Source organism: Streptomyces sp. L7 (assembly GCF_050990935.1).
Lineage (GTDB): Bacteria > Actinomycetota > Actinomycetes > Actinomycetales > Microbacteriaceae > Leifsonia.
The window spans coordinates 2,461,985-2,483,590 of the sequence record NZ_CP194644.1 but is presented as its reverse complement, the minus strand read 5'-3'; the positions used below and the strand labels follow the sequence as shown (position 1 = coordinate 2,483,590).

General features: G+C 63.4%; 19 protein-coding genes and 1 pseudogene. 12 read left to right on the top strand and 8 right to left on the bottom strand.

Annotation, left to right across the window (positions count from 1 at the left end):
• Nucleotides 1-96 precede the first annotated feature (96 nt).
• The 3 genes and pseudogenes from ACR5MH_RS12325 to ACR5MH_RS12315 form a co-directional block, all read right to left on the bottom strand.
• The gene (locus ACR5MH_RS12325) at nt 97-534 is read right to left on the bottom strand and encodes an integrase core domain-containing protein (protein ID WP_433862648.1); all 438 of its coding nucleotides are present in this window, start codon (nt 532-534) and stop codon (nt 97-99) included.
• A 61-nt stretch (nt 535-595) separates the two neighbouring features.
• Complete coding sequence (locus tag ACR5MH_RS12320) at nt 596-1,672, bottom strand: IS110 family transposase (protein ID WP_431346400.1); 1,077 nt, start codon at nt 1,670-1,672, stop codon at nt 596-598.
• A 236-nt stretch (nt 1,673-1,908) separates the two neighbouring features.
• Nucleotides 1,909-2,667 (bottom strand): annotated as a pseudogene (locus ACR5MH_RS12315) (DDE-type integrase/transposase/recombinase); the annotation flags it as partial.
• 237 nt (nt 2,668-2,904) lie between these two features.
• On the opposite strand from ACR5MH_RS12315, the gene ACR5MH_RS12310 reads away from it, so the two are divergent.
• Nucleotides 2,905-3,033 (top strand): transposase, encoded by a 129-nt coding sequence (locus tag ACR5MH_RS12310; RefSeq protein WP_431347456.1) that lies wholly within the window; start codon nt 2,905-2,907, stop codon nt 3,031-3,033.
• A gap of 40 nt (nt 3,034-3,073) precedes the next feature.
• On the opposite strand, the gene istB is transcribed toward ACR5MH_RS12310, so the two are convergent.
• The 3 genes from istB to ACR5MH_RS12295 all read right to left on the bottom strand — a co-directional run bounded on the left by istB (nt 3,074) and on the right by ACR5MH_RS12295 (nt 6,784).
• The gene (gene istB, locus ACR5MH_RS12305) at nt 3,074-3,856 is read right to left on the bottom strand and encodes an IS21-like element helper ATPase IstB (RefSeq protein ID WP_407792078.1); all 783 of its coding nucleotides are present in this window, start codon (nt 3,854-3,856) and stop codon (nt 3,074-3,076) included.
• On the bottom strand, nt 3,853-5,073 hold the full coding sequence (gene istA, locus ACR5MH_RS12300; protein ID WP_407792084.1) for an IS21 family transposase: 1,221 nt from the start codon (nt 5,071-5,073) through the stop codon (nt 3,853-3,855). Before istA ends, istB begins: the two co-directional genes overlap by 4 nt.
• 634 nt (nt 5,074-5,707) lie before the next feature.
• Nucleotides 5,708-6,784 carry a LacI family DNA-binding transcriptional regulator gene (locus ACR5MH_RS12295; RefSeq protein WP_431347455.1) on the bottom strand — a complete coding sequence of 359 codons (1,077 nt, stop codon included), beginning with the start codon at nt 6,782-6,784 and terminating at the stop codon, nt 5,708-5,710.
• A gap of 179 nt (nt 6,785-6,963) precedes the next feature.
• Between ACR5MH_RS12295 and ACR5MH_RS12290 the strand changes: the two genes are divergently transcribed.
• From ACR5MH_RS12290 to ACR5MH_RS12275, 4 genes are read left to right on the top strand one after another with little or no spacing between them, the layout of a single operon-like run.
• The gene (locus ACR5MH_RS12290; RefSeq protein ID WP_431347454.1) at nt 6,964-8,259 is read left to right on the top strand and encodes an ABC transporter substrate-binding protein; all 1,296 of its coding nucleotides are present in this window, start codon (nt 6,964-6,966) and stop codon (nt 8,257-8,259) included.
• Nucleotides 8,260-8,292: 33 nt separating this feature from the next.
• Nucleotides 8,293-9,249 (top strand): carbohydrate ABC transporter permease, encoded by a 957-nt coding sequence (locus ACR5MH_RS12285; protein ID WP_431347453.1) that lies wholly within the window; start codon nt 8,293-8,295, stop codon nt 9,247-9,249.
• Nucleotides 9,246-10,130, top strand: coding sequence for a carbohydrate ABC transporter permease (locus ACR5MH_RS12280; RefSeq protein ID WP_431347452.1), 885 nt, complete (start codon nt 9,246-9,248; stop codon nt 10,128-10,130). Before ACR5MH_RS12285 ends, ACR5MH_RS12280 begins: the two co-directional genes overlap by 4 nt.
• A gap of 30 nt (nt 10,131-10,160) precedes the next feature.
• A complete protein-coding gene (locus ACR5MH_RS12275) occupies nt 10,161-11,291 on the top strand; it encodes a hypothetical protein (RefSeq protein ID WP_431347451.1) in 1,131 nt (376 codons plus the stop codon).
• Between the two features lie 801 nt (nt 11,292-12,092).
• Here ACR5MH_RS12275 and murQ read toward each other — a convergent pair.
• Complete coding sequence (murQ, locus tag ACR5MH_RS12270) at nt 12,093-13,046, bottom strand: N-acetylmuramic acid 6-phosphate etherase (protein WP_433861796.1); 954 nt, start codon at nt 13,044-13,046, stop codon at nt 12,093-12,095.
• Complete coding sequence (locus ACR5MH_RS12265) at nt 13,030-13,953, bottom strand: N-acetylglucosamine kinase (RefSeq protein WP_431347449.1); 924 nt, start codon at nt 13,951-13,953, stop codon at nt 13,030-13,032. Before ACR5MH_RS12265 ends, murQ begins: the two co-directional genes overlap by 17 nt.
• A 126-nt stretch (nt 13,954-14,079) precedes the next feature.
• Between ACR5MH_RS12265 and ACR5MH_RS12260 the strand changes: the two genes are divergently transcribed.
• The 7 genes from ACR5MH_RS12260 (at nt 14,080) to ACR5MH_RS12230 (ending at nt 21,366) form a co-directional block, all read left to right on the top strand.
• A complete protein-coding gene (locus ACR5MH_RS12260; protein ID WP_431347448.1) occupies nt 14,080-14,982 on the top strand; it encodes a MurR/RpiR family transcriptional regulator in 903 nt (300 codons plus the stop codon).
• A gap of 62 nt (nt 14,983-15,044) precedes the next feature.
• The gene (locus ACR5MH_RS12255) at nt 15,045-16,232 is read left to right on the top strand and encodes an exo-beta-N-acetylmuramidase NamZ family protein (RefSeq protein ID WP_431347447.1); all 1,188 of its coding nucleotides are present in this window, start codon (nt 15,045-15,047) and stop codon (nt 16,230-16,232) included.
• A 163-nt stretch (nt 16,233-16,395) separates the two neighbouring features.
• Entirely contained in the window at nt 16,396-17,385 is a 990-nt protein-coding gene (locus ACR5MH_RS12250; protein ID WP_431347446.1) for a GNAT family N-acetyltransferase, read from the top strand.
• Between the two features lie 45 nt (nt 17,386-17,430).
• On the top strand, nt 17,431-18,735 hold the full coding sequence (locus tag ACR5MH_RS12245; protein ID WP_431347445.1) for an extracellular solute-binding protein: 1,305 nt from the start codon (nt 17,431-17,433) through the stop codon (nt 18,733-18,735).
• A gap of 54 nt (nt 18,736-18,789) precedes the next feature.
• On the top strand, nt 18,790-19,749 hold the full coding sequence (locus ACR5MH_RS12240) for a carbohydrate ABC transporter permease (RefSeq protein ID WP_431347444.1): 960 nt from the start codon (nt 18,790-18,792) through the stop codon (nt 19,747-19,749).
• Nucleotides 19,749-20,633, top strand: a complete 885-nt coding sequence (locus ACR5MH_RS12235) for a carbohydrate ABC transporter permease (RefSeq protein WP_431347443.1) — start codon at nt 19,749-19,751, stop codon at nt 20,631-20,633. The genes ACR5MH_RS12240 and ACR5MH_RS12235 overlap by 1 nt, the downstream gene beginning before the upstream one ends.
• Before the next feature lie 49 nt (nt 20,634-20,682).
• Complete coding sequence (locus ACR5MH_RS12230) at nt 20,683-21,366, top strand: PIG-L deacetylase family protein (RefSeq protein ID WP_431347442.1); 684 nt, start codon at nt 20,683-20,685, stop codon at nt 21,364-21,366.
• Nucleotides 21,367-21,606 lie beyond the last annotated feature (240 nt).

Sequence of the window (21,606 nt, the reverse complement as noted above, 5' to 3'; positions counted from 1 at the left end):
GCATTTCGGCGCGCATCGCGCGCGCACATCTCGAAGTGTGATGTCTCAGGACATCGGAAGCGGAACTGTCTCAGGACATCGGAAGCGGTTGGTGTCTCAGGACATCGGTGACGGTTCGTCTGGCTTGGGGGCGGGGCGGCGGCCGCGGGGTCGGCCGTTGCTGACGTATTTGACGCCGGGTGAGGGCCAGGGTTGTTCGATGATGAGGGTGCCGTCGAGGTCGAAGAACATGACGGTGGGGCCGGTGTCCATGATCGCGATGCGTTTCTTGCTGTAGTCGCGGCCGATGCCGAATCGGATGCCGTGGAACTCGACGCTGCCGCCGAGGTCGACGAGCTTGACGCGAACGCCGTCGTCACGGCGGCCAAGTCGGGAGTCGTGCGCAGGCGGCCTGGGCGATTCGGCTTTCGGGGTGGCCTGCCAGGCCTGCTGCGGAGTGATCCGTCCGGGCAGGGCTTGGTGGGGTCGTTGGGTGTTGTAGATGATGTCGAACGCATCGACCTGCTCCTGCAGCTGGGCAAGGGTGGCGGCGATGGGCTGCTTGTCGAGGTAGCGGAACAGGGTCTGGTGGAAGCGCTCGATGCTCCTATGTTCGTCAAGTGCCGATTTGGGGCAGGTTGGCGTAGATCTCTCGAGCGATGTATCGCTTCAGGCAGCGGATGATTTCGCGTTTGGTGCGACCCTCGGCGCTGCGGCGTTCGACGTAGGCGAGCGTGGGTTCGTGTCGGCGCATTCGGACGATCGCGACGATGTAGAGGGCGCTGTTCGCGGCGCGGTCTCCGCTGCGGGAGAGCCGGTGTCGTCCGGTGGTTCGGCCGCTGGAGGCGGGTTGTGGGGCGACGCCGCAGAGCTTGGCGAAGGCTGCCTCGTTCTTGATGCGGTTGGCGTTGTCGCCGGCGGTGACTAAGAACTGGGCGGCGACTTCGACGCCGACTCCGTGTAAGGCGACGAGGTCGGGAGCGGTCTGGTTGACGAGGTCCGCGATCTGTGTGCTGAGCCGTTTGGCCTCGTCGTCCAGGGTCTTCCAGCGTCGTGCGAGGTCGCGGAGGGCGAGCTTCGTGCCGGCCAGGTGCAGACGAGCAGGATCCGACAACAGCGAGAGAAGATTCTCTGTCTCAGGTCGTAGGTGGAGGCATCGGTTCACCAGTGTGCGCTTGGTCAGATCGACGAGCTCGTCGCGCAGCTGCGAGGGCGCGCCGATCATCACGCCGAACAGGGCGTTGAAGGCCTGGGTGCGTGCCTTGACCGCGCCAGAGCGCGCGACCCGCAGGGTGCGGATCACCTCGATCGCGCCGGACTTGCTCTTGGGAACAGCGGTGGAGGTCTCGCCGAGCACTGCGCGGGCGATCTGCTCGGCGTCCAGGCGATCGGACTTGCCGTCCATCCGCCTTGCGATCCGGTTGGGCCGGTTCACTTCGATGACGTGTTCACCGCTTCTCGTCAGCTCGCGGGCGAGCGCGGCGCCGAACGAGCCGGTGCTTTCCACCCCGATAGAGGCGAGGCTGCCGTAGCTGCGCATCCAGGACCGAAGAGCGTCGTAGCCGGGTCCGGTGGCGGGGAACTCGTGGTGGCCGAGCAGCCGACCATGATCATCGATGGCGGCGGCGTAGTGGGTGTGCTTGTGAGTGTCGACTCCGCCGATGACCGTGACATCGGTCAATTCAATTGTCATGCTGGAGGTGCTCCTTCCGTGCGCGCTGGTTGAACGGACGGGGCGAGCCGGTCGGGCGGGTCGACAGAACTGTGATGGGGCTTCTAGTCCAAGCTCCTATCAGGTCAGATCCGGTCGGCCGGCGCGCTCCTGGATACTGCGCCGGCCCCGGTCGACAAATCGAACGAAGGACACCATGGTCAGTTCTTGGCCTGAGTCAGACCGAGACCGTCGCAGCACCATGACAAGTCTTCACAATTCTTGCCCTGGGTGGTCGGTTTGAACGGTTTGCCGGTGATCGCCTCGACACCGAACGAAGCCAGGTACGTGGTCAGCTGGCCGGCGAACCCGCGCCGGGACGGGTTGAGGGCCATGCCGTTATCCGACAGCAGCCGCTGGGGAACACCGTGGAGTCGGATGGCTTTGGCGACGACGGTGATCGCAGCTTCGGAGCTCTCGGTCAAGGCGACGTGGGAGGCGACGGCGAGGCGGGAGTGGTCGTCGATGAGCTGGAAGATGACGCACTTGCGTCCCTCGGTGAGGACGTATTCGGTGGCGTCGATCTGCCAGCACGCGTTCGGTGCGGGATAGACGAACCGGCGGTAGGAGGCCCGTGGTCGTTTCCGCGGCTCGAGCCGAGCGACGCCGGCATCGCGGAAGATCCGCGCCAAGGACGACACCGCAGGAACCGGGGTGATTCGAAGGAGCCGCATCCGGTCGTGGACGCTGATCGGACCGTGGTCCAGGCCCGACTGTTCCAGCGCCGCCCTCACCTGGATGGCCTGCCGATTGATCTCCTCAGTGATCTTGCTGGGGCGGGCTCGCGGGCGCCTCGATCGGGGCTCCAGCGCGGCGGCGGGGCCGTCTTCGATGGCCCGTTTCCGGATCTCGTAGAACGTCTTTCGGGAGATGCCGTGTTCGGCGCAGAACGTGGTCACCGACCCTCTCGGAGCATCCGGTGGCCACTGGGTGATCGCGAGACGGACACGGTGATCAACGGGTTCGACACGGCTCATGCCTCAAAGATCGAGGAGAAGTGTCACCACCAAACAGCACCGAAGTGTCACCGATGTCCTGAGGCAGAATCGTCACCTATGTCCTGAGACATAACAGCGCACATCTCGAAGAGTGCCTACGTGCATTCGCTCTTTCCTTCTCTGTCTCCTGCTTCTGCTTTCCTTCTCTCTCCTTGGTGTTCCCCCGTTTCTTCGGTCACTTAGCATCGGCCTTATTGGTTCGGGAGGTTGGTCTTTATGGCTAGACGTTTCCCAAGGGAGTTCCGTGTTCGTGCGATCGAGTTAGTCCGGATCAGCGACCGACCGCTTTCGCAGGTCGCCCGCGAGCTCGGCGTCTCGAACATGTCAGCGCTCGTCAGGAATTGAGCACTTTCGCTCGTGAGGAATTGAGCACTTCGTTGTGTGGTTAGTTTGCCGCGTTTTCGGCGCGGACGGAGGGTAGCGTCTCGATCTCGGTGTTTCGGAGTCGATAGCTGGAGCCCTTCAGTGTGACGACTTCGGCGTGGTGGACGATGCGGTCGATCATGGCCGCGGCGACGACTTGGTCGGAGAAGACGTCGCCCCAGCGGGCGAAGGGCATGTTGCTGGTCAGGATCAACGACGCGTGTTCGTAACGGGATGAGACGAGTTGGAAGAACAAGTTCGCGGCGTCCTGCTCGATCGGGATGTAGCCGACCTCGTCGACGATGATCAGCCCGTAACGGCGCAGCTTGGCCAGCTCAGCGCCGAGCTTGCCAACCGTGTGGGCGGCTTGCAGGCGGGTTACCCATTCGGTTGCGGTGCCGAACAGAACCCGGTGACCCAGGTGGGCGGCTCTGATCCCGAGCGCGATCGCCAGGTGTGTCTTGCCAGTCCCGGGCGGACCGATCAGGACGACGTTCTGCCCGCCCGCGAGAAAAGCCCCGCCGGCCAGGTGCAAGATCGTGTCGCGCTTCAGCGCGGGTTGGTGATCGAACACGTAGTCCTCGATCGTCTTGCGGGCGGGGAACCCGGCCGCCCGGATCCGCAGATCCGATCCGGAGGAGTCCCGGGCCGAAACCTCCCGATCCAGGACGGCAGCTAAGTATTCCTCGTGGGACCACCCGGCGTCGCGGGCCTGCTCGGCCAGCCGGGCAGCGTGCTCCTGGATGCGCGGCGCCTTCAGCGCCCGGGCGAGATGGTCGATCTGCTTGATCGCGGTGCTAGTCATGCGGTGTGCTCTTCCTGGTCGAGGGTGATGCCGAAGAAGGCGTCGTAGTCGGCCAGATCCCGCAGGATCCCGGCATCCTCGATCGTCTTCGGCCACGGTTGCTGGAACGCGACCCGCAGCCGGCCGGCGCTGCTGACGTGTTCGGGGTCGGTGATCCGTCCGGCGCGTCCCCAGCTGCGGGGATGGTCGGCGACCAGCCGACCGGCGAGACGCGCTTGGACCCGCTCCAAGTCGGCGCTGACATCGACCATCCGATCGATCGCCGCCGGGTCGACGGAGTAGTCATTGCCGAGCACGGGCGTGTAGTAGTCCCGGCCGACCCGGATCCGGTTGCGGAACCCGGCCTGCGGGTCCAACGGCGGCAACGCCAGCATCGACCTCCGGTCCAGCTCGATCAGCTGAGTCGGCCGGGTCTGGAGCGATCGGACCGTTCGTTGATTCGCTCTGGTCAGCCAGGTCGCCAGCTGGGCGTTGAAGTCGTCGGGGTGCTCGAACTGGCGGCCAGGCATGAACGAGGTCTCCAGGAACTGGTTCGCTCGTTCGACGATGCCCTTGGACTCCGGATCGAAGGGCTTGAGCTGAACAATCCGAGTGGCCAGCGTCCCGCAGAACCCGGTGACGCCCTCCGCGAGATGGTTGCGGCGGCCAATGCCGGCCTCGTTATCCCAGATCAGTCGTCGGGGAACGGCGCCCAGCTGCCCACTCAGCAGCGACCACATGCCGGCCAGCAGGTCCGGTGTCTTGCGGGTGGGTAGCATCCGGGCGGTGATGAACCGTGAATACGAGGCGACCATCACCAGCACCGGGAAGGACGCCCATTGGCCGGTCCCAGTCGGAATCCGCGCTGGCGGGAACCAGAGATCGCACTGGACCTGGTCGCCCGGGGAGTAGTCCAGCCGGTCGGCTGGGTCCTTCGGTGAATACTCCGGCCGCAGCAGGGCGACCCGTTTCCGGAACCACGACGGCGACCCTGCCCAACCGACTCGTTCGGCGATCACCGTCGCCGGCATCGTCGGGAACTCGGCCAGCAGCGACCGGACCCGCGGCTCGAGCTCGTCGAACGCCGACGGTCTCGGCGGCTGCTGATAGGTCGGCGGCGCTGGCGAGGCCAACGCCCTCGCCACCGTGTTCCGCGACAGCCCGAGCTGTCTGGCGATCTGCGCCTTCGGCACTCCCTCTGCCAAGTGCAGCCGCCGAATCAAGGCCCAATGCTCCAAGGTGATCACCCGTCCAATCTGGATCAGGTGCTCAATTCCTCACGAGCGTTTCTGCTCAATTCCTAACGAGCGCCGACAAACAGTGCGCTCTCGAGATGGGTGGCGGAGGACGACTTCGTCAAAGCGCAGGCGGAGAAAGCCGCCGGAGTGGTCCCGGTGCTGGATGCGGATGAGCAGGCGGAGCTGGTCCGGTTGCGTCCCACTCCCCGGCGGACTACGAGAAAATCGTCCCGACGACAGTCACCCTGGCTGCCTGAAACGACACATCAAACTGTCCGAGGAACCGGGGGAAGATCAGTCGCTCCTGTTCCTCGTTCTTTTGGATTCTTCTCCCGCGCCCTTGTTCCTTTTCGCCGGTACGTCGCCTTCGCGCGACGTGGACAGGACAGCCCCAGGCAAATGGGATGGGTCCCGGTTCTGCCAGGGTTCGCATCCTCCGGACCGCGCCACGCGACCGGAGGAGGAAGAGCTGCGGCTTGCGATCAAAAGCTGCGTTGCTCGGGATCCCGCGTCAACGCCTAAGTGTGCAACTGACTGAGACCTGCGGCGGCTGGTCCTCTGCTCGGATGATGCAGCGGAGCAAAGACCCGAGCAGGCCGCTCGGCGCAGCAGGGCCTTCACTACCTAGTTGGCGTTAGCGCGGAGAACCACAGGCGATGATCGCCCGAGCCGTCATGGCCCACCCGCGCGGGCGAGTCTCAGGCGGATTGGCGACGGACGATCTCTGGGTCGATGGCGGTGTGGCGGGGCTCTCCGCTGTACCCGCCGTCCATCCGTTGCAAAAGCAGCCGGGCACATGCCCGTCCTTGTTCGTGGGCGAATGCTTCAATTGTGGAGAGCGGGGGATCGCCATTTCTGCCGCGTCGATGTTGTCGTATCCGGTGACAGCGACGTCGTCGGGTATTCGCAGCCCGGCGCGGCGGAGCGTATCCATGGCGCCGATTGCGATCATGTCGTTCGCGCAAACGACTGATGTTGGAACAGGCCCGGACGCGAGGAGCTCGGCCATTGCCTCGCGGCCGCCCTGCCAGGTGTATGTGGTCTGGGTGAGAGACCAGTCGGATCCTGGAACGTTTAGGGCTCTGATCGCATCGAGGAATCCGTCACGTCGAGGGTAGGAGGATCCTTCGTTGTCGGGGCCGCCGATGTAGGCGATTCTGCCGCCGCGGCGTTGCCAGACTTCTGAGGTGATTTGGCGGATCGCGGCCCGCTGGTCCACTCGGACGGTGTCCCAGTCGTGTTCAGGAGGGCCGTCCAGGCCGCCTTCGACGAACTGGACGCCCGCATCGGACAGAATTGCTGCTTTGGCTGGAGTCAGTTCGTGACCGAAGATTATGGCGCCGTCGACGTGCCGGTCCACGAGCGTTGCGAGCACGCGCTGCTCGATGTCGTCCTGGTGATCGGTGTCGTAGAGGGCTACTTGGTAGCCCAAGGGGCGCAGGATTTCGCTGACACCTCGAGCGACCATGGGGTACAGAACGTGGGTGATGTTCGGGACCACGATGCCAACAGTGTGCGATCTCTGCTGTCGGAGGGCTCGGGCGAGCTGATTGGGGCGGAAGTTCAGCTCGTCAATTGACTGCTGCACCCGCTCTCGGGTCGCGGCGGAAACGGGCCGGGAGCCGCCAAGGACCTGAGACACGGTGGCCGGGCTCACGCCGGCGTGGGCCGCCACGTCCGCCACGGTGATGCGCCGCTCGGGCTGCGACATTCGTACCTCTCGTCCTCGCGACATTTGCATTTTCGCAAATCGATATGACCCTCGTGTTGACAACTCCGAAACTAGTTCATATTGTAACCACAACGCAATTCGATTTGCGTTCCGCAACGAACCCGAAGAAGAGGTTTCCTGTGACACGAGAATTTTCGCCTCGTCCCCGCCTGGCTCGCTTGGCCGCGCTGGTCACCGTCACCGCTCTGGCCAGCGTTGGCCTGGTTGCGTGCTCCGGATCTGGCGGATCTGAGGACGCGTCCGGACCGATCACCCTGCAGACGTGGGGTGATGTCAAGAATGCGCAGAACCAGTTTGCCGCCTATAAGGCGGCTTTCCCCGCCGACGCTAAGGGCCAGAGCCTGAAGGTGGAGTCGGCCGGCGCCAACGACTCTGATGCCGTGGCCAAACTGCGACTCCAGCTCTCCAGCGGGAAGAACATTCCCGACATCGTCGAACTGAACTATTCCGAGCTTCCTGAGTTCGCTGAGTCGGGCGTCCTGGCGGACCTGACCGAACTCGCGAAGCCCTATGTCGGGAATGTGACCGACTCCGCCAAGACGCTGATGAAGTACAACGGCAAGGTGCTCGCCTTCCCGTATGAGGTGAAGGAGAAGCTCTGGTTCTACCGCACTGACATGTTCCAGAAGGCCGGCATCGACGTCGCCTCGGTCAAGACGCAGGACGACTTCATCGCCGCCGGGAAGAAACTGCAGGCCGCGTTCCCGTCCAGCTTCATCTGGAATGTTGCTCCGAACCCGCAGCAGTATCAGTGGGGGATGATCGTGTCCGGTAATGGTGCGAAGTACTCCACTAAATCGCCAAAGTGCGGGATCGCCGTTGGCACCGATAAGGGCACCGCCGAGGCCTTCACCGCTTTGAAGGCCCTTCGCTCCTCCGGCGTGGTCGACACGACGCACGATGACTTCACGCCGGAATGGCAGGCAGGACTGGCCAATGGCTCGATCGCGTCCAGCCTCGGCGCAAGCTGGCTCCCTGTCTTCCTTCAGCAGTACGCGCCGGATCTGGCCGGGAAGTGGGGCGTGACTACGTGGCCCGAGATCGGCGGCGCCAAGGGCGGAAGCGAAGCCGGGGGTTCGCTGTTCGTCATCACCGACGCCAGCAAGCACAAGCAGGCCGCGGCAAAGTTCCTTGGGAGCACGCTGATGACCAGCAAGGGTACCGCTGAGTTCATGAAGACCCAGACCGGCTACATCCCCAACGTGACCGACCTGCTCAATGACCCCAAGGTCCAGAACAACGCGTACTTCGGCCCCAGTCTGATCAAGGCATTCGTCGACTCCTCGAAGACGTACAAGCTTTTCGCCTTCGACCCGGCAGCGAATAAGGAGACCATGGTCCTGAGTGCCCAGCTCGCCAACTACCTGAGCTCGTCTGATGCCAGCCCGGAAGCTGCTCTCGCGACGGCGCAGCAGCAGCTGGCCTCGCAAGTCGGCTGCCCGTACGGCAAGTGATTGCCTGCTCCATTCTCTACCGAGGGATCTGATATGACCGCCCATCTGCGGGAGAGCGACCGGACTACCCCGGCCGCTCTCCCCGCGGAGACCCCGCGAACTAGAAGCCGGACACGCCGTCCACGCCGTCGGCTGCTGGAGGGCTGGGTCCCCTATCTGTTCATCGCCCCGTTCCTCCTGTCATTCCTGATCTTCTTCGCTGTTCCGTCTGCATTCTCGATTGCGCTGAGCTTCTTCAAGTACCGCGGGTACGGACAGGCCAGCTGGGCCGGTATCGACAACTACGCTTCCCTGTTCCAGTCACCGGATTTCTGGCAGAGCGTCTCGAATACCCTCTTCTACTGGCTGGTGCCGGTGGTTCCGCTGATCGGAGGAGCGTTTCTCCTCGCGCTGCTGGTCCGATCTCGCCTGTCCGCATGGCCTCGGGCATACAAGCCGCTCCTTTTCGTGCCACAGGTGATGGCTCCCGTGGCGGCCGCAATCGTGTGGCGTGTCATTCTCAGCAGCGAGGGGGTGCTCAACTCCGTTTTCGGCATCAACATCAACTGGATCAGCGATCCTACCGCGGGCAAGTGGGGCGTGGTGTTGTTGCTGATCTGGCGAGGGATCGGCTGGTACTTCGTCATCTTCTTGTCCGGGCTCACAAGCGTCCCCGATGAGCTGCTCGAGGCAGCGGAACTGGACGGTGCAGGCACCTGGACGCGGATCCGGTACATCATCGTGCCGATGATGCGCCCGATCTTCCTCTTCGCCGTCGTTATCGACACGATCTCCTCCCTTCAGTTGTTCACCGAACCGAACCTGTTGCTTGGCAACGCCTCCTCACCAGCGGGAGCCCCACCATCGGCCGCGCCGATCATGAACCAGGTGGTCCTGAACATTACGAGTGGACAATTCGGCCTGGCCGCCGCCGTCGGTTGGCTGATGTTCATCGCGATCGGGATCTTCTCGATCATTCAGTTCCGACTCTTCCGCGAGGACAACCGATGACCACGATCACACGCCCCTCGACCGGCCGCCGCCCTTCCCGGAGTTCCCGCTGGCTAGGAGCCCGGGGAGCCGTCAATATCGTGCTGGTCGGGTTTGCGATCCTCGCCGTCTACCCGTTCGCCGTGATGGCGTTCGGCGGTTTCAAAAGTCCAGGGGAGCTCACCAGCAACCCCGGCGGCCTGCCTCAGTCTCCGACGTTCGCCAACTTCATCGCTCTCTTCACCGGCGCGACAGGGGCTCAGATGTGGCGCGCGCTGTTCAACAGTGTCATCGTCGCGATTCCTTTCACCGCTCTGACCGTGTTGCTTTGTGCGATGGCGGGCTACGCATTCGCGCGCTACAAGTTCCGGGGCAGGGGCGTCCTGTTCGCCATTCTGATCGCCTCGATGCTGGTGCCAGCTGAGGTCAACATTCCCAGCCTGTACCTCTTCTTCGCGCAGATCGATTGGCTCAACTCCTACCAGGTGCAAATCCTCCCAGGCACGGCGAGCGTCTTGGGGATGTTTATGGCCCGCCAATTCATGGCAGGGATTCCCGGGGAGGTGCTCGAGGCCGCCCGCGTTGACGGAGCGGGGCACTGGCGGACCTTCTGGCAGGTGGCTCTTCCGATGTCGACGCCCGTGCTCGGCGCGATCGCCGTGCTCACTTTCGTCGCCAAGTGGAGCGAGTACCTGTGGCCGCGAATCATGGTCAGCGACCCGGACTACCAACCCGTCATGGTGTTGCTTCCGGCGCTGAGCACGGGTGCCGACGGGTACATCGTGCACTACGAGATTCTGCTGGCCGGCGCGCTGGTGATCACGCTCCCGTTGCTACTGATCTTCCTGCGCTATCAGGACAAGCTCATGGCCGGCACCACGGCCGGAGCCGTGCGTGGCTGAACCGACCAACCACCAACTTAAAGGACACCCATGACCGAAATCACCGCGCAGACTCAATGGAAACGCACAGGACTTGTCCTCGCCCGCAACGCGGAGGGCTACGGCGCTCATGTCGTCGGCGATCCCTGCGTTGTCTGGGACTCGGAGCTCAGCGCGTGGCGGATGGTGCTTTTCTACGACAGGCCCGGACACGGAACTTCCATCTCCCACGACCCATCCGCGGCACCGGGAACGTGGGCTACCCCCACCCCACTGGATTTCACCAACCCCGAGCTTCTTCCCGCGGGCGGCGGCACGCACAAGCCATTCATCGTCTCAGACGCGCACGAACCCAACCAGGCCAGCTTCGTCGACGGCCGCTATTGGCTCGTAACCGTCAGCTTCACCGGAAACTCGCGCGAGAAGCGCGTCCAGAGGGCTTGGTCTACGTCCTTGGCTGGCCCCTGGACGCTCGAACCCGAGGAGCTGATCAGCCGCGGTGCTCCCGGGGCATTCGATGAAAACCATGTCGACGCCGTCAGCGGATATTGGCTCGAAGAGACGGGTGAATTCATCTATTACTACATGGGCTATCCGTTGCAGCCGCAGCCGTGGGCCCACTCGCCCTACGGAAATGCCATTGGGGTCGTTACCCAGAAGCCAGGCGGTCGAACGGTCGCTCACGGGGTAATGCTGAACCCGAGCGATACGGAAGGCCACTGGGCATCGGGCTATCTCGGGGGCTTCCAACTGCTCGACGGAAGCCATCCCGCAATGAAGCCGTTGGCGGCGGGGCACCGATGGGTGGCCGTGCTCAATGCGTCACCGACCCCGCCCCGGCGGGACGGAGAGCTGACAAGCGAGGAGCCCGCACCTTCCCTTGGTGGTCTCGCCTTCTCCGACGCCGACTCTCCGGTCGAGGGCTGGGAGCTGGCGCCGGAACCGTTCGAATGGATCGAGCAGATCCCTGCTGATGCGATCGCAGCAGGTGAGGGCGTCAATCTCTGGCGGCAGCACCTGATCGTTACGCCTGACGCCACCCGACTGCTGTACAACAGCGGCTTTTACGGTGAAGAGCAGATGTACTCAAAACTACTGCGATGCCCCGAGGTGGCAAGGCAAGTGCCGGGTCGATCTCTCAAGCGCGACCCGGCCTTCACGCCGGTCGGCCTTAGGTCTTAGCGTCAGAGCACCGGGCGACTGTGACAGGCGACACGGCACGTGTGCCATGCGTTTCGCTGAGACGGTCGCCGCAGTTGCGGCGACCGTCATCGTGCAGACGGTGCAAGCTCGGCAGCCCGGCGAGCCCAATTGACCTTGAGGGCCCTGCTGTGAGGCGGGCCGCCTGTGGGTCTCACCCTGTTGAGGTTGCTCTCTTTCTCGGGCGCAGTCGGGTTGTCGCGGACCCCACCTGGCCGAATCTGGCGCAGGCGGGGTGCAAGGGCACCCCGCGGACCCGCAACCATGAGAGTCTGGATGCCATGCGCGTAGCAGCCATCGGCGCCACCTGCCACGTCGGAAGCTATCTCGTCCCTCGGCTGGTCAGGGCCGGCCACGACGTGGTGGCCGTGAGCCGCGGACGGCGTGAGTCCTATCATCCCGACTTCAGGGTGTCGGCGATCGCATCTCCCGCATGACGATCGGGTGATGCCCAGCGCCCCCAAGCAGGGCGCTCTGGAGATGCACGTCGCCATATCGGTGGTCGGCGTCGCATATAAAACTGACGGAGGTTGTTGACAGTCGGGTCTTCCACTTGGGAGGAAGACTGCATGACATCAACACTCTCCGCCTCGGCCCTGCGGGCCATTGAACGGCGGGCGAATCACCCGGCCGATGGCCGGGCGCTTCTTGTTGGTTCTGCACCGCGAAACGCTCCTCCCGCACCGGGGCCACTACGAGAATCCTCAACGATCCGAGTTCGCCCCGACTCCTCAATTAGGGGTGAATTGACCTGACTCGGCCGACAGTAGGCGCACTCGGCGCCTAACGCGAAGCGTCGAGCGCAGAACGTAGGTCCATTGCCTCGGCAAGCTTCTCGCTGGCCTCTTGAGCATCGAAACCGCGTTCGATCATGAGGATAGCGAGCTTGACCGACCCGCCCGCGGCGTCGAGCGCGCGGGTTGACTCGGCAGGGGCCCGGCCCGTGACACGCATCACTGCGCGTTCGGCGCGAGCGCGGAGCTTGCTGTTGGTGGCGCGTAAATCAACCATGATGTTGCCATATGTCTTCCCGAGACGAATCATGGTGATCGTAGAGATCATGTTGAGCACCAGCTTCTGAGCAGTGCCAGCCTTGAGCCGGGTCGACCCCGCGATAATCTCAGGGCCGACGATGACCTCGATGGCATGATCGGCGATCTTCCCGATCGCGGAGTCTGAATTGCACGCCACTGCGACGGTAAGCGCGCCGCACGATCGTGCGTACTGCAGTGCACCAACGACATAAGGCGTCCGTCCTGAGGCCGAAATACCAACAACGGAATCATTTGGCCCGAGATCCATCGAATTCATGTCCGCCTCGCCCGCGTGAGGATCGTCCTCGACCTCTTCGACCGCGGTACGGATGGCGATGTCTCCGCCGGCGATGAGACCGACCACGAGCGAGGGATCGGTGTTGAACGTGGGTGGGCATTCGCTGGCGTCCAGGATGCCTAATCGGCCCGGCGTGCCAGCGCCTACGTAGATCAACCGGCCGCCCCGGCGCATCGACGCAGAAATGTCGTCGATAGCTGCTGTGATCCGGGGAAGCGCAGCAGCGACAGCCACCGGCACGTCCCGATCGTGCTCATTCATGATGGCGGCGATTTCGGCGGTGGGGTATGTGTCGAGATCGCGGAGTGCATCGGTCGCGACCTCGGTCGTGAGCGTCTCGAGTTCAGCGCGCAGAGCAGCGCGCGCGTCAGAGCCGGGGTCGGGGAGGCTAAGCACGGATGGCATACCTTTCGTGTGGCAAATCATTTCGGACGGCGAGGAGGGCTGCCCCGTCGAGAGCTGTTCCGATCGCAGGTCGCCGCGTGAGTCCGCGGCCGGCGAAAGCGGCGTCGATCCGCGCGCGAAAATAGGGGTGATCCGCGAGGCCGCCCACGACAGCCACCGCGCCCAGCGCTGGAGTGGTGGCGGCGACGGTCGCAGCAAGGAGTTCGGCGGCGTCATCGATGATGTGTGTCGCGAGCGCATCCCCATCGGCTGCGTGAGCGAGGACAACCGGCGCAAACGAGGCGAGCCGGCTCGCGGAGTCGGCTGTCCCCACGAATGAGGGCAGCTTGTCCAGGCCACCTGCTAAACGGGCGGCGTCGTGCGTGAGGGTGGTGCGCTCGCCTCGACCGTCCTCGGCGCGGAGGGCGCCTGACAAACCCTGTTGTCCGATCCAGCGCCCGCTACCGTCATCGCCCAGCCAGGGACCCCAGCCGTCGGCGCGTGCGCGAGTGCCGTCCGGATCCACATGAAGAGCTACTGAGCCCGTTCCCATGATCAGCACGGTTCCAGCGTCACCGTCGAACGCTCCCACGTGGGCCGTCAGCACGTCGGAGCCAACGACTGTAGGCGCGTGCCAACGCTCGCGCAGCATCCGCGCGAGTTGCAGAGCCGCCGATGGTTCAGATTCAGCGCCGGCAGCCCCGACACCAATACAGGTCAAGACCGGGCTGTCCGTCACAGGAGAAGCGCGACACAACCGGTCGAGAAGCGGTGCGATTGAAGCGACCGCGCGGTCGGCGCCATCAGAGGAGGCGAGCCCGGGGAACCCGGGCCCCAGTTCGAGTCGGTCATCGAGGCGTAGACGGCAGGTCGTTTTGCCAAGGTCGATCGCGACCACGCGCTTCGTTACCGGTACGACTTCGTCCACTCGCACTGTTCCTCCTGATGAGAATAGCAACAATTTACAGCATCAGCCTCAACACGGTAAATGATTGACAAAGACGGAGCGAAATCAATAGTGTGAACCGGCGATCACTGTGAGGAGGGAGACCAGATGGCACTTGCCGAAAGCCTCACTAGTGTTCTCTCCGTGAGCATTCAGACAAGCATCCAATCGCATGCCGTCTCCCTTCCTCCCACCATGAAGCGCGTTGCGGACGTGATCCTGGAGCGGCCGCAGATCGTGGTCGAGAACACCATCAGCGAGCTGGCGCGTGCGTGCAACACGTCTGAGGCCACGATTGTGCGGTTCTGTCGCGCCCTCGGAGTCAGCGGATACCCCCAGCTCAAGCTGCAGCTGGCCGCTGAGCTTGCGAAAGAGTCGGCGGAGTTCGGGGCTACCGACGGGACCTACGGTGCCGACATCAGCCCGTCGGACACCCTGCAGGAGATGGTGGCAAAGATCGCCAGCAGCGAGATCATGGGCATCCGTGAGACCGCTGACAACCTCAGCATCGAGACCCTCCAGCGTGTCATCCGTCGCCTCGAGCGCGCCAAGCGAGTGGTGCTCTTCGGAGTGGGAGCTAGTAATGGCGGCGCGCAGGACCTTGCCCAGAAGCTGCTTCGGATCGGACACGTGGCCCTTGCTTTCCATGACGCCCACGATGCCCTCGTCTCCGCTGCCCTTTTAGGGCCGGGGGATGTGGCCGTCGGGTTCTCGCACAGCGGGCGCACGCGAGAGACGATCGCTTTCCTGAATGCCGCGGGCACGAAGGGGGCGCACACAGTTGCGATCACCAACATCCCCGACTCGCCGCTGGCCGAGCTGGCCGATGCTGTTCTCCGGACGGCGGTGCGCGAGACGATCTTCCGCTCTGGCGCGATGGCTAGCCGGATCGCACAGCTCACGATCGTCGATTATCTCTTCGTCGGAGTCGCGCGGGGCCGCTACGACCTCACCGTCCAGGCGCTCAAGAGCACGTACGAGATCGTCAAGGACCTTCGCGACGACAACTGATTGCCGCGGCCCTGTGCTGTTGTGCGCGGGTCGAGCGGCCCGACAGGGAGGAACAAATTTTCATGACCCGCACCCGCACCGGCGCCGAACTCGCCGCTGAGAACCCAGGGCTCCTGGGATCCGCCCCGATCGGCCTGCTGACGAACTTCACAGGAACACTTCCCGATCTGAGCAGGACAGCGGACGCTCTCGTGGCGGCGGGCGCCCCTGTCACGGTTCTCTTCGGCCCCGAGCACGGCTTGAATGGGTCGGTACAAGCGGGTGAGACCGAGCTCGAAGGATACGATGCGCGGACCGACCTTCCTGTTGTTGAGACCTACCTGAAGTCCGGTGGCGCGCTGGACGACATCGTGCGGGAGTCTGGTGTCGAGACCATCGTTTTCGACATGCAGGACCTCGGCGTTCGCTTCTACACATACATCTGGTCGATGTACGACGCGCTCGAGAGCGCGGCGCGCACCGGTGTGCGGTTCGTGGTTCTCGATCGTCCCAATCCGCTCGGCGGGTCAGTGCTAGAAGGCCCCGGCCTCGACACTGCGGGATTCGAGAGCTTCGTCGGACGGAGTGATATCCATCAGCGGCACGGGATGACGGCAGGAGAGCTCGCCAGACTTTTTGTGTCCCGCGACCTGGCCGCGCGCGGACTCTCGGTCGAACTGGAAGTCATCGGAGTAGACGGATGGGACCCCACGTCCGACTTCGGCGCGACGGGCCTCCCATGGGTCCCGCCATCGCCGAACATGCCGACGCTCGATACCGCATTTGCCTTCTGCGGCACTGGCCTGCTCGAGGGGACGAACGTCAGCGAGGGCAGAGGCACGACGAAGCCGTTCGAGATTTTCGGCGCACCCTGGATCGATGGCCGGCTCACGACTCGTCTGCGCGAGGCGGATATCCCCGGCGTGCTATTCCGCGAGGTCTGGTTCACACCCACGTTCCACAAGTACGCGGGCGAAGTGATTCGTGGGGCTCAGCTTCACGTCGTCAACCGCCGCGTGTACAGGCCCGTGGAAACCGGTTTGGCGATCCTCGACGCGCTTGCTGAACTCTATCCGGAGGAATTCTGGTTTCTTCCTCCCGGGGAGCGAGTCGACGGGCCCGACGGGCGTCACGCTATCGACCTGCTCTGGGGCTCCGACCAACTCAGGCTGACACGCCATGCAGGTGGATCTGTGGGGGCCTTGTCCGAGTCTTCTGTGTCAGTCGATGCTGTTTACGGGCCGGAAACGCTCCTTTATTCGCGACAGTGACGCCCAAAAGCTGAAAATCATTACCGACGTCATGCGAATGGCTGAAAATGCTTGACGTGACCTCGGTAGTGAAGGTAATTTCTATCCCACTGGCCGACGCTGTCCCGTACATAGGCAGTGCCGATGCCCGCTATAACCCACAGTGAAGTGACCGAGGAGAGCGATGCTGCAGACCACTGAGACCGTGTCGACCGTGACTATCCGTTCCTTTCGCGCTGGCGACGGTCCGCTAATCGCGGAGGCGTGGACGCGCTCCGCGCCCACTGATGGCATCACGTACGACCGGTTCCGGGACATGTTCCTGCTCGACCGCAACTTCGATGCGAAGGGCCTCTTTGTCGCTGATCGCGCCGGAGAGATCGTCGGAGCTGCCTATGCCGTGCGCCGCCGAATCGCGGCAGATGGAGCAGACCTCGAAAGCGAGGCGGGCTGGATCCCGTTCTTCTTCGTCGTGCCCGAGGCCCGTCGCTCCGGGATTGGGAGCCGTCTTATCGGCGACGTCAAGGATTGGCTCTCATCCCACGGCGCGCTCACTGCATACTTCTCCTCCTACACGCCCAACTACTTCCTTCCCGGTCTGGATGCCGAACGCTACCCCGAGGCGGCGCGGCTGCTCGCGCGCCTCGGCTTCACCACCCAGTACGAGTCTGTCGCGATGGACCGGACGCTCAACGACTACTGCTTCCCTGAGCGGACGCGGGAGCGGATCGCTGCCCTCGAAGCGGAAGGCTGGACCTTCGGCTCGCCGACAGGCGACGATCTCCCGGAACTCATCGAGATCGCAGGCGGCCGGTTCAACCCCGACTGGGCTCGCGGAATCCGTGAGGGTGTCCTGGGCGGCCAGGCGCTGGAGCGGATCATCGCCGTGCGCGACCCGCGTGGGCGCATGCTCGGCTGGGCGATGCACGGCACCTACGAGAACGTGCTCGAGCGATTCGGACCATTCGGCGTCCTCCCCGAGAGTCGCGGCACGGGCCTGGGAGAAATTCTTCTCCACTTGACCCTCGAACGCATGCGAGCCCTCGGCGCCCACAGCGCTTGGTTCCTGTGGACAGACGAGGACTCACCGGCCGGACACCTCTACCTCAAGAACGGCTTCAGCATCACCCGAACCTTCGCGATCCTCCACGCACCGCTCGCCCGTCTGAGTTGAGCCCCGCACACACACTCGCGAAGCATCCCCACTGAGAGGAAAGCAATGAAGAGAATACTGACCGGACGACGCCTCCGGGTGGCAGGCGCCGTCGCCATCGCCACCGCAGCAGCCCTGGCGATGAGCGCCTGCAGCGGTGGCGCATCCGGAGGCAACGACAATGGCAAGGTGACGCTGACCTTCCTGAGCCACTACGGCGACGAGCCGATGAAGAGTGGGATCAGCAACCTGATCAGCGCATGGAATTCATCGCACCCTGACATTCAGGTGAAGCAGCAGACAGTCTCCTTCGATGACTTGCTGACGACGCTCAACGTCCGCCAGACCGGAGGCCATGGCGCGGATATTCTGAGCTCCTACGCCCTCTGGGGCGGCCAACTCGCAGCCAACGGCGTTCTGGACACGCCGCCAGCAAACGTCGCGAGCGACATCAAGTCGAACTACAGCCCGGCCGCAGCTGCAGCAGTCACGGGTGGTGACGGACAGGTGTTCGGTTACCCGACCGAGTTCAACACCTACGTTCTCTATTACAACAAGAAGATTCTGGCCGACGCCGGCTTCAACGCACCGCCGGCCGACTGGGCCCAGCTTGAGCAGATCGCCGAGAAGACGACAAAGAAGGACGCATCAGGAAACTACCAAGTCGAGGGGCTCTCGCTTATCCAGGACGGTGACAACCAGACGGCCCACCCGTTCCTCTCCCTGTTGAATGCCGCGGGCGGAAAGTTTCTGAAGGCGGGCGGCAGCTCCGCTCTCGACAGCAAGGCCAAGTCGGTTATGCAACTGGAGTCCGATCTGGCTGCCAAGGGTGCGACGACCACGTCGATCATGCCGACGAAGGCCTTCCCGGCCAATCAGGTGGCGATGGCCATCCAGGCGAGCTGGTGGATCGGCAGCCTGAAGGACCAGATGAAGGACCAGTACGCGAACGTCGGCACCGCTCCTGTTCCCGGACCGAAGGCCGGCGAGCAGGGCTCCCTGGCGTACGCCTTCTTCACAGGAGTTAACGCGGGCAGCAAGCACAAGCAGCAGGCGTGGGAGTTCCTCCAGTGGTTCAACGCGCACAAGAACAAGGACGGAGTCACCGAGATGGGAAACTTCCTCGCGACGAACGGGCTCATTCCGCCGAGGAAGGCCGACGCGGCCATCCTCGGCCCGAAGCTCCAGGCGCAGGATCCCAACCTCAAGCCGATCTACGACGCAGCCTCATACGCGATGGCCGAGTCCAACGCCGCCAACGCTTACAAGGCGAAGACATCGTTGCACAACTCCCTCAACCAGATCCTCGTGAATCACGCGCCGGTCAGCCAGACCCTCGACTCGCTGGTCACGGAAATCAACCGCAAGTAAACCAACCACAGCCGTGAGGGAGGGAGAGACTCCTCCCTCACGGTGGAGACTCACATGACTGGCACATTAGCGACCGCCACGACGGCGCGAGAACTCAGCACCAGCGGGATGCGAACCGCATCGGCGAACAGTCGTCGGTTCCGCCGCGAAGGTCGGGCTGGGTACCTGTTCCTGGCGCCGTCGCTCCTCTTCTTCCTGATCTTCCTCATCCTGCCGTCGTTCTTCGCCATCTACCTGTCGCTGTCGCAGTGGGGTGGATACGACCTCACGAAGATCAAGTTCATCGGCATAAACAATTACGCCGACATCCTCAACTTCAACGGCACATTCGTGTCGCCGATCCTGGTCAACACCTTCGTGTTCGCCGGCCTTTCGGTCATTCTCGCGGTCGGGGCGTCTCTCCTCGTCGCCCAGTGCATCGAACGGCTCCGCTTCCAGGGCTTCTGGCGATTCCTTTACTTCCTTCCCGTGGTCGCGACAGTGGTTGCGGTCGGGAACGTCTGGAAGATGATGTACCAGCCGTCAGGCCTGGTCAACGGCCTGCTCAACGCGCTGCACATCAACTCGATCGGTTTCCTCTCCGATCCCAAGATCGCGCTGCCGTCGGTCGCCGTGGTACAGGCATGGGCATCCCTCGGCGCGGCGGTGCTCATTCTCACGGCCGGTATCAAGGCGATCGACCGCAACGTTTATGAAGCGGCCGAGATCGACGGTGCGAACAGTTGGACTACCTTCTGGAGCATTACGCTGCCGTTGCTGCGGCCATCCCTGGTGTTCGTGTTCATCACCCAGTGCATCGCCGGGCTGCAGTCGTTCGCGCTGATCATCGTGATGACGAAGGACGGGGGCCCGGTGAATTCCACCAATGTGGCGGCGTTTGACATGTACCAGCAGGCGTTCAAGTTCGGCGCGTGGGGCACGGCGAGTGCGATGGCGATGGTGCTGTTCGTGATCGTCTTCATCATCACCCTGGTCCAGCTCTGGATCAGCCGACGAGCAGGAGACGACGACTGATGCACATGCGCAACAAACGAGTCCGGACCCCGTGGCTCGCTTATTTCATCGTCGCAGTCGGCGGTGTCGTGATGGCTCTTCCCTTCTTCGACATGGTGTCGAGCTCGTTCAAGGGTTCAGGCGAATACGGGATCCTGCCTTACCACTTCCTGCCGCAAGCGTTCACCTGGGACAACTACGCAGCAGCCTTCTCGCAGTTGCAGTTGGGCAAACTGTTCATGACCAGCGTGATCGTGACGGTCTCGGTGACGGCGTCGGTTCTGATCACCTCAGCTATGGCGGGCTATGCGCTGGCCAAGCTGCGGTTCCGCGGCCGGGATGTGATCTTCCGCTTCATCCTGGCGACGATGATGCTTCCGCCGTTCCTGCTGCTCATCCCGGACTTCCTCATCATGCTGAACTGGCCGTTGGCCGGAGGGAACAACATCTTCGGACAGGGTGGCGACGGCGGCATGACGACAAACATCGTTTCGCTGATGCTCCCCTTCCTCGTCAGCGGGTTCGGAATCTTCCTCATGAGGCAGTTCATGGTCGGTATTCCGAACGAGATGCTCGAGGCCGCGCGAATTGACGGCGCGGGGGAGTGGAGGCTGTTCGCCAGCATCGTGCTCCCTCAAGCTAAGCCGGTCGCGATCACGCTCGGCCTCATTACGTTCGTCGGCCAGTGGAACGAATACATCTGGACGTCGCTCATGGCCTCGGTGAACCCCGACCTGATGACGCTCCCTGTCGGCATCCAGTTACTGCAGAGCTTCATCGACCCCAACCGGACGATGCCGATCGTGATGGCCGGCATCGTCATCAGTACCATTCCGGTGCTGATCCTCTTCCTCTTCCTGCAGAAGTACTACGTCCGTGGCGTTGTGCTCTCGGGAATGAAGTAAACAACGTGCTCGAATCACGAGCCACCGAAACAGAAACGGAGCGAATTTGATGAGGACAGTCCTGGCCATCGGCGGACACATCGGCGACATGGACCTCACAGCCGGACCGACGCTAGCGAAGCTCGCATTGGAAGGCGCGCGCACGATCATACTGGCGTGCACGTATGGCGAGCGCGGACATCCCCGGCTTCATCCGGACGAATATCGCGTCCAGAAGGTGCAAGAGGGCAAGGAGTTCGCTGCCGGAATCGGAGCGGAGTTCCGCGTTCTCGACTACTCCGACGGCTTCCTGCCCGACACCGACGAGGCCGCCGAACAGATCGCGGACATCATCCGTGCCGAGAAGCCGGACACCATCATCACGCACTGGACAAAGTCCATCCACCGTGATCATGAGCGAGCTGCGATCCTGGCCGAGCGTGCACGCTTCGTGGCGTCGCTCCCAGTGGACAGCCCACTCGGCCGCCACAGTGTCGAGAACTTCCTCCACGCTGACAACTGGGAAGACGCAGAGGACTTCGTGCCTGACCTATACGTCCCGATCCCGGAGGAGGCGTTCCAACGCTGGGCCAGCGCGATTCAAGGCCAGGCGTTCGCCCGCGGAGAGACCTACGGCTTCCGTTACATCGATTACTACACCGCGATGATGTCGGCGAAGGGCTGCCTCGCGGGCGTGGATCGCGCGTGCGGTTTCAAGCGTGGCGGCGACAAATTCGAGCTCGCCGGGCCGTAAACCTGACTCCCCGAGATGGCTCAGTCCGGCTTGAGTTGGAGGAAGATGTCTGAGTTCGCGCGGCCACCACTGCCTGGGCACACTGTTGCGTGTTTGGAGTGCTGGCAGGTGAGCTACGGCGTATTTCTGCCCGCCGGACTCGTCGAGCGGATGACGCCGCGGGGGACAGCTCTGTGGCAGGAGCCCTCACCGACGCACGCACCGAATTGCCCGGTGGTCGAGAGATGCTCGATGTGGGGG